Origin of the sequence: Anaeromicropila herbilytica, assembly GCF_016591975.1 — a bacterium.
GTDB classification, from domain to species: domain Bacteria; phylum Bacillota; class Clostridia; order Lachnospirales; family Lachnospiraceae; genus Anaeromicropila; species Anaeromicropila herbilytica.
Window position 1 is genome coordinate 5,040,885 of sequence record NZ_AP024169.1, and the last position, 6,616, is coordinate 5,047,500.

A 6,616-nucleotide genomic window follows, 5' to 3' on the forward strand; every position below is an offset into this window, starting at 1 on the left:
TATACTATTATTAATTATATGTCTAGTACAATTAGATATTTTTTTAATAGTACTAGGCATATTAAGAAGATTAAAAATTTACATAATAAAAAATCATCTATTAAAGTAAATAGATGATTTTTTATTATATTTAATATTATTTTACTCTAATTATTATATGTTTATACTAAAGTCAATTAAAATTTTCAATTCTATTGATAATCTACAACATCAATCCAGTTCATTAGTAAATCATTTTCATCTTCCATTTGCTCACTTAATCTAGCTGCTGATACAATAGCCAACCATTGTTGAACATATTTTAGTTCAGTATTACTCTTCTTACAAAAAGTATCAATATAGAGTTTTGCATACTCAGGCATATGTAACGCAAAAAACAAGTAACTATTTGCTACATCAGCACTAGCATTACCCTGAGAAGCATTAGACCAATTTTTTATGTACATATTATTATTATGGATAACAATATTTGTAGGATTAAAATCCCCATGACAAAGCTTTACATGCTTTGGCATACTATCTAATTGCATAAGTAGTTCATATTTTCTAGCACTATCAATACAATCGAGATTATTTATCTGATTCATTAATTTATCTTTTAACTTATACAAAAAAGGTGATCTCTTTTTTTGAACTTCTAATTGTAATTCCACCATATCATTAATATACATTTCTATATTATTTGGTTCATTCAACATTTTAGTATATAATGACTCACCTTCAATATATTCACTCGTAATTGCCCATCTACCATTAATTTTAGATACTTCAATAACTTTTGGTATATTAAGTCCAGTCTCTTCAATTCTCGCATTTATTAATGCCTCAAACAATATACTTGATTTAGGATAGTTTAACCCATATACCTTTACTTCCAATTTATCATCTTTATAACTTTCTACCTCATCATCTGATGCAACTAATTCTTCAATTTTCATTGCAATCTCTCCTTTCCAAAAAGCCAATTTAGTAACTTAGGTATTATTTAGTTATATGAATTAAGTTGATATATATTGTGATTACTATTTTACCACTTTTTAACAAGTTTGTATATACATTTTAATATTTATTTGTTTATTTAACCAATTACTTATTACACATTTTCTTATTTTCTCTCTATTTAGTACATTTTTATATATTTATTAATATTTTATTTGTTAATTTTATTCAATACAATCTACTTTTATTGTTATTTTAACTGTATTCAAATATTTAGTTATCATTTATATTTGAATAGTTATGATCATTATATAATTCAGATTATTAACAATGTGATCTATTCAATGTTAATACAATGTTAGTAATGAGTGGTTATCTAGTAGAAAAAACATAAATTTTTTTCTATTTAGTATAACCAAGTAGTAATACTTCATCTAAGAGTACAAAAATGTATAATATGAGCACTGTAATAAATATTTTTAATTACACTATATTTATATAATCTGTTAAATTAAGGTTCTATAATAAATGTTGGGGTGTGTTAAAAACACACTTCCAACATTTTTGTTTTTATATTAAAATACATCTATATAAAGCCTCTTCACATGCCAACCGACCAAAGCTAACATTTTAAAGGAGGTATTTTATATAGATGCAATCTAATTGTAACAAAAATCTTTTAAATTTAGAAGGTGTAAAATTAAAAAGTGTGCAACACACTTTAGATGGAATTATCATCAAGATTGAAACCAATCCCAAATCTCAAATTTGTCCTTGTTGTGGAGCTGGAACATCTAAAATACACGATTATCGTTGGCAGAAAATTAAAGACTTACCTTTTCAGTTGTCCAATGCCTATTTATTGTTAAGAAAACGAAGATATGTATGTTCTTGTGGTAAACGTTTTTACGAGAAATATAGTTTTATAGCTAAATATCAGCAACGTACAACACGACTATCCTTCAAAATTGTTGAATTGCTTCGTTCAACCAACAGTATTAAATATGTTGCTTCCCAAACTAATGTCTCAATGAATACAGTAATACGTATTCTTGATACACTCTCGTATGATAAACCACATATTCCTCAATGCATTTCAATTGATGAATTTAAAGGGAATGCTGGTGATTCCAAATATCAATGTATTCTGGTGGATGCAAAGAAAAAATGTATTCTTGATATTTTACCGGATCGTACTCAGTCCCATCTTATTGAGTATTTTAAATCTTGCAGTCGTGATGAAAGGTATCGTGTTAAATTTTTTATTTCTGATATGTGGCAACCTTATATAGATCTTGCCAAAACATTCTTTCCTAATGCCACAATCATCGTAGATAAATATCACTACATTCGTCAGGTTTCCTGGGCAATTGAAAGTGTTCGTAAACGTTTACAAGCATCCATGACACCAACTCTTAGAAAGTACTATAAGCGAAGTAGAAAACTTATACTGACTCGATATTCTAAATTAAAAGATGACAACAAAAAAGCCTGTGATTTAATGCTACAATACAGTGATGATTTACGACTAGCTCACAGGTTAAAAGAATGGTTCTATGAAATATGTCAGAGTAATAGCTATACATATCAAAGAACTGAATTTTGGGAGTGGGTAAAAAGTGCTGAAAGCTCTGGATTACACGAATTTGAAGCATGTGCTAGACGCTGGTCTGAGTATATACTTAATGTCTTTAAGTATGGATATACAAATGGACCTACGGAAGGATTCAATAATAAAATCAAAGTACTAAAAAGAAGTTCTTATGGTGTACGTAATTTTGAAAGATTTCGTACACGTATCATTCACAGTTCTATGTAAAAAAATGGTCGGTTTTCAAGAGGCTTATTTGTCATGCAAAAAAACATCTATTATAGAACCTAGTCATAAAAATAGCTCTATTGTCAGTGTTAGTGCGGGTGCAACGCACCTCACACCCCAACACTTGACAAAGAGCCTAAATTAAAATGAATAATAACATATACACACAAAAAAGCTCAAATACCTAAGTATTTGAGCTTAACTTTGCGGATAAAGGGACTTGAACCCCCACGGTCTCCCACTAGATCCTAAGTCTAGCGCGTCTGCCAATTCCGCCACATCCGCATATATTAAAACAAATAAAACTTTTATTCGTTTTACTGAGACATCCGGGGCTCGAACCCGGGACACCTAGATTAAAAGTCTAGTGCTCTACCAACTGAGCTAATATCCCACATTTAATTAATTACTATTTAATTCTTACAATTTCTTGTAAACTGGGCTAGCTGGATTCGAACCAGCGACTGCAGGAGTCAAAGTCCTGTGCCTTACCGCTTGGCGATAGCCCAATAAAATTTGCTAAGGTGGATATCGGGATTCGAACCCGAGGCCTCCAGAGCCACAATCTGGCGCGCTAACCAACTGCGCTATACCCACCATATTTACGCAGGGCTTCTATTTGATAATAGTTTTGCGTGAACATCAATTCCATAATTAAATTATGAAATGTGCTTGAAGGGATTCGAACCCCCGACCCACGCCTTAGAAGGGCGTTGCTCTATCCAGCTGAGCTACAAACACACAGTATATTATTCATATACAAGCGCGAGACGGGATTCGAACCCGCGACCCTCGCCTTGGCAAGGCGATACTCCACCACTGAGCCACTCGCGCATAAAGCGGGTGATGGGAATCGAACCCACGTATCTAGCTTGGAAGGCTAGTGTTCTACCATTGAACTACACCCGCATAACTCGGGGTGACAGGATTCGAACCTGCGACCTCCTGGTCCCAAACCAGGCGCTCTAGCCAAGCTGAGCCACACCCCGTTATGCTATTTTAAATAATGCCGGCGACCGGAATCGAACCGGTACGGGCGATTAGGCCCGCAGGATTTTAAGTCCTGTGCGTCTGCCAGTTCCGCCACGCCGGCATCTATGGGACCAACAGGGCTCGAACCTGTGACCCCCTGCTTGTAAGGCAGGTGCTCTCCCAGCTGAGCTATGATCCCATGATTATTACATAATAAATATGTATTAAATTGTCTTATCTCTATCTTCTAAAGATACGACCCAGAAGGGACTCGAACCCTCGACCTCCGCCGTGACAGGGCGGCGCTCTAACCAACTGAGCCACTAGGCCAAATATAAATTATTATTTATATTAAAGCCGACGATCGGACTTGAACCGATAACCTGCTGATTACAAGTCAGCTGCTCTGCCAATTGAGCCACGTCGGCATATAAAATACATAAAGTATGTTTAACAATGACTCCAAGGGGATTTGAACCCCTGTTACCGCCGTGAAAGGGCGGTGTCTTAACCGCTTGACCATGGAGCCATAAGGCATATACCTTAAAAACTACACACTAAAATATTATCATCCAAATTATCTCTATGACCTATACATAATAAGTAATTAAATTACATTATGTTTTGGTCAAGCCCTCGACCTATTAGTATTAATCAGCTACATGTGTTACCACACTTCCACCTTTAACCTATCTACCTCGTCGTCTTCAAGGGGTCTTACTTCTAAAAGAATGGGATATCTTATCTTAAGGGGGGCTTCACGCTTAGATGCCTTCAGCGTTTATCCCTTCCAAACTTGGCTACTCGGCCATGCCATTGGTATGACAACCGATACACCAGAGGTTCGTCCAACCCGGTCCTCTCGTACTAAGGTCAGCTCCTCTCAAATATCCTCCGCCTACGCCGGATAGGGACCGAACTGTCTCACGACGTTCTGAACCCAGCTCGCGTACCGCTTTAATGGGCGAACAGCCCAACCCTTGGGACCTACTACAGCCCCAGGATGCGATGAGCCGACATCGAGGTGCCAAACCACTCCGTCGATGTGAACTCTTGGGAGTGATAAGCCTGTTATCCCCAGGGTAGCTTTTATCCGTTGAGCGATGGCAATCCCACTTTATACCACCGGATCACTAAGTCCTACTTTCGTACCTGCTCCACCCGTCGGTGTCACAGTCAAGCCTTCTTCTGCCTTTGCACTCTTCGAATGGTTTCCAACCATTCTGAGAAGACCTTTGAGCGCCTCCGATACTCTTTCGGAGGCGACCGCCCCAGTCAAACTCCCCACCTGACATTGTCCTCTACCCGGATCACGGGTACAAGTTAGAAATCCAATACTACAAGGGTGGTATCCCAACAGCGACTCCGTGACAACTGGCGTCATCACTTCTTAGTCTCCCACCTATCCTGTACAGATAGTACCGAATCCCAGTATCAAGCTAGAGTAAAGCTCCATGGGGTCTTTCCGTCCTGGCGCAGGTAACCAGCATCTTCACTGGTATTTCAATTTCACCGGGTGCATTGTCGAGACAGTGCCCAAATCATTACGCCTTTCGTGCGGGTCGGAACTTACCCGACAAGGAATTTCGCTACCTTAGGACCGTTATAGTTACGGCCGCCGTTTACTGGGGCTTAAGTTCAAACCTTCGGATTACTCCTAAGCTCTCCCCTTAACCTTCCAGCACCGGGCAGGCGTCAGCCCATATACTTCACCTTGCGGTTTTGCATAGACCTGTGTTTTTGCTAAACAGTTGCTTGGGCCAATTCTCTGCGGCCTACTTTCGTAGGCACCCCTTCTCCCGAAGTTACGGGGTCATTTTGCCGAGTTCCTTAACAATGCTTCTCCCGTCGGCCTTAGGATTCTCTCCTCATCCACCTGTGTCGGTTTACGGTACGGGTACAATAAAAACAATAGCGGCTTTTCTTGGCAGTAAGTCCATCAGCTTCCCTACTTATATTTCGGTCCGCATCACGTCTTCCCATTGCCTGGCGGATTTGCCTACCAGACTGGTACCTCGCTTGCACTGGTTTTTCCATTCCCAGCTCTGACTTCCTTCCTGCGTCCCCACAGTTCTGATTTATTGTAGTACAGGAATTTCAACCTGTTATCCATCGACTACGTCTTTCGACCTCGCCTTAGGCCCCGACTTACCCAGAGCAGATCAGCTTTACTCTGGAAACCTTAGATATTCGGCCTGAAAGATTCTCACTTTCATCTCGCTACTCATTCCGGCATTCTCTCTTCTTAACAATCCACAGCTCCTTACGGTACTGCTTCGTCTCGCTAAGAATGCTCCTCTACCAATTGTACTTAGTACAATTCCACAGCTTCGGTGTCGTGTTTTAGCCCCGGACATTTTCGGCGCAAGACCTCTCGACTAGTGAGCTATTACGCACTCTTTTAATGTGTGGCTGCTTCTGAGCCAACATCCTAGTTGTCTTCGAAATCTCACATCCTTTTCCACTTAACACGCACTTTGGGACCTTAGCTGGTGGTCTGGGCTCTTTCCCTTTTGACTACCCAACTTATCTCGTGCAGTCTGACTCCTGTTAAACATCTATATGGCATTCGGAGTTTGATAATCTTCGGTAAGCTTTGACGCCCCCTAGGATATTCAGTGCTCTACCTCCATTAGACTATAAACAAGGCTAGCCCTAAAGCTATTTCGAGGAGAACCAGCTATCTCCGGGTTCGATTGGAATTTCTCCGCTACCCACATCTCATCACCACCCTTTTCAACGGATGTGTGTTCGGTCCTCCACCACCTTTTACGGCAGCTTCAACCTGGACATGGGTAGATCACCCGGTTTCGGGTCTACACTTACTGACTTAATTGCCCTATTAAGACTTGGTTTCCCTTCGGCTCCGAACTTTATGTTCTTAAC

Annotated in this window: 2 protein-coding genes, 13 tRNA genes and 1 rRNA gene (1 of these 16 running past the window's edge); 1 reads left to right on the forward strand and 15 read right to left on the reverse strand. The window is 39.2% G+C overall.

Annotation, left to right across the window (positions count from 1 at the left end):
* Positions 1-191: 191 nt before the first annotated feature.
* Complete coding sequence (locus bsdtb5_RS21470; protein WP_271713987.1) at positions 192-938, reverse strand: phosphotransferase; 747 nt, start codon at positions 936-938, stop codon at positions 192-194.
* A gap of 653 nt (positions 939-1,591) precedes the next feature.
* Between bsdtb5_RS21470 and bsdtb5_RS21475 the strand changes: the two genes are divergently transcribed.
* Positions 1,592-2,758: an ISL3 family transposase gene (locus bsdtb5_RS21475; protein ID WP_271713988.1), complete on the forward strand. Its 1,167-nt coding sequence runs from the start codon at positions 1,592-1,594 to the stop codon at positions 2,756-2,758.
* A gap of 205 nt (positions 2,759-2,963) precedes the next feature.
* Here bsdtb5_RS21475 and bsdtb5_RS21480 read toward each other — a convergent pair.
* From bsdtb5_RS21480 to bsdtb5_RS21545, 14 genes are all read right to left on the reverse strand, one after another.
* Positions 2,964-3,043 (reverse strand) — tRNA-Leu (locus bsdtb5_RS21480).
* A gap of 36 nt (positions 3,044-3,079) precedes the next feature.
* Positions 3,080-3,152 (reverse strand) — tRNA-Lys (locus bsdtb5_RS21485).
* Positions 3,153-3,195: 43 nt separating this feature from the next.
* Positions 3,196-3,267 (reverse strand) — tRNA-Gln (locus bsdtb5_RS21490).
* Positions 3,268-3,281: 14 nt separating this feature from the next.
* Positions 3,282-3,355: transfer RNA gene (locus tag bsdtb5_RS21495), tRNA-His, on the reverse strand.
* Positions 3,356-3,425: 70 nt separating this feature from the next.
* A tRNA-Arg gene (locus bsdtb5_RS21500) sits at positions 3,426-3,499 on the reverse strand.
* Between the two features lie 21 nt (positions 3,500-3,520).
* Positions 3,521-3,592: transfer RNA gene (locus bsdtb5_RS21505), tRNA-Gly, on the reverse strand.
* Positions 3,593-3,596: 4 nt separating this feature from the next.
* Positions 3,597-3,667: transfer RNA gene (locus tag bsdtb5_RS21510), tRNA-Gly, on the reverse strand.
* 5 nt (positions 3,668-3,672) lie between these two features.
* Positions 3,673-3,747: transfer RNA gene (locus tag bsdtb5_RS21515), tRNA-Pro, on the reverse strand.
* 18 nt (positions 3,748-3,765) lie between these two features.
* Positions 3,766-3,851: transfer RNA gene (locus tag bsdtb5_RS21520), tRNA-Leu, on the reverse strand.
* 5 nt (positions 3,852-3,856) lie between these two features.
* A tRNA-Val gene (locus tag bsdtb5_RS21525) sits at positions 3,857-3,929 on the reverse strand.
* 57 nt (positions 3,930-3,986) lie between these two features.
* Positions 3,987-4,060: transfer RNA gene (locus bsdtb5_RS21530), tRNA-Asp, on the reverse strand.
* A gap of 25 nt (positions 4,061-4,085) precedes the next feature.
* Positions 4,086-4,158, reverse strand: a tRNA-Thr gene (locus tag bsdtb5_RS21535).
* A gap of 29 nt (positions 4,159-4,187) precedes the next feature.
* Positions 4,188-4,259: transfer RNA gene (locus tag bsdtb5_RS21540), tRNA-Glu, on the reverse strand.
* A 95-nt stretch (positions 4,260-4,354) separates the two neighbouring features.
* Positions 4,355-6,616, reverse strand: a 23S ribosomal RNA gene (locus tag bsdtb5_RS21545); it runs 636 nt beyond the window's last position.

Coding starts and splice junctions, on each gene's coding strand:
- bsdtb5_RS21470 (WP_271713987.1), bottom strand. CDS start 938: ATGAAAATTGAAGAATTAGTTGCATCAGATGATGAGGTAGAAAGTTAT.
- bsdtb5_RS21475 (WP_271713988.1), top strand. CDS start 1,592: ATGCAATCTAATTGTAACAAAAATCTTTTAAATTTAGAAGGTGTAAAA.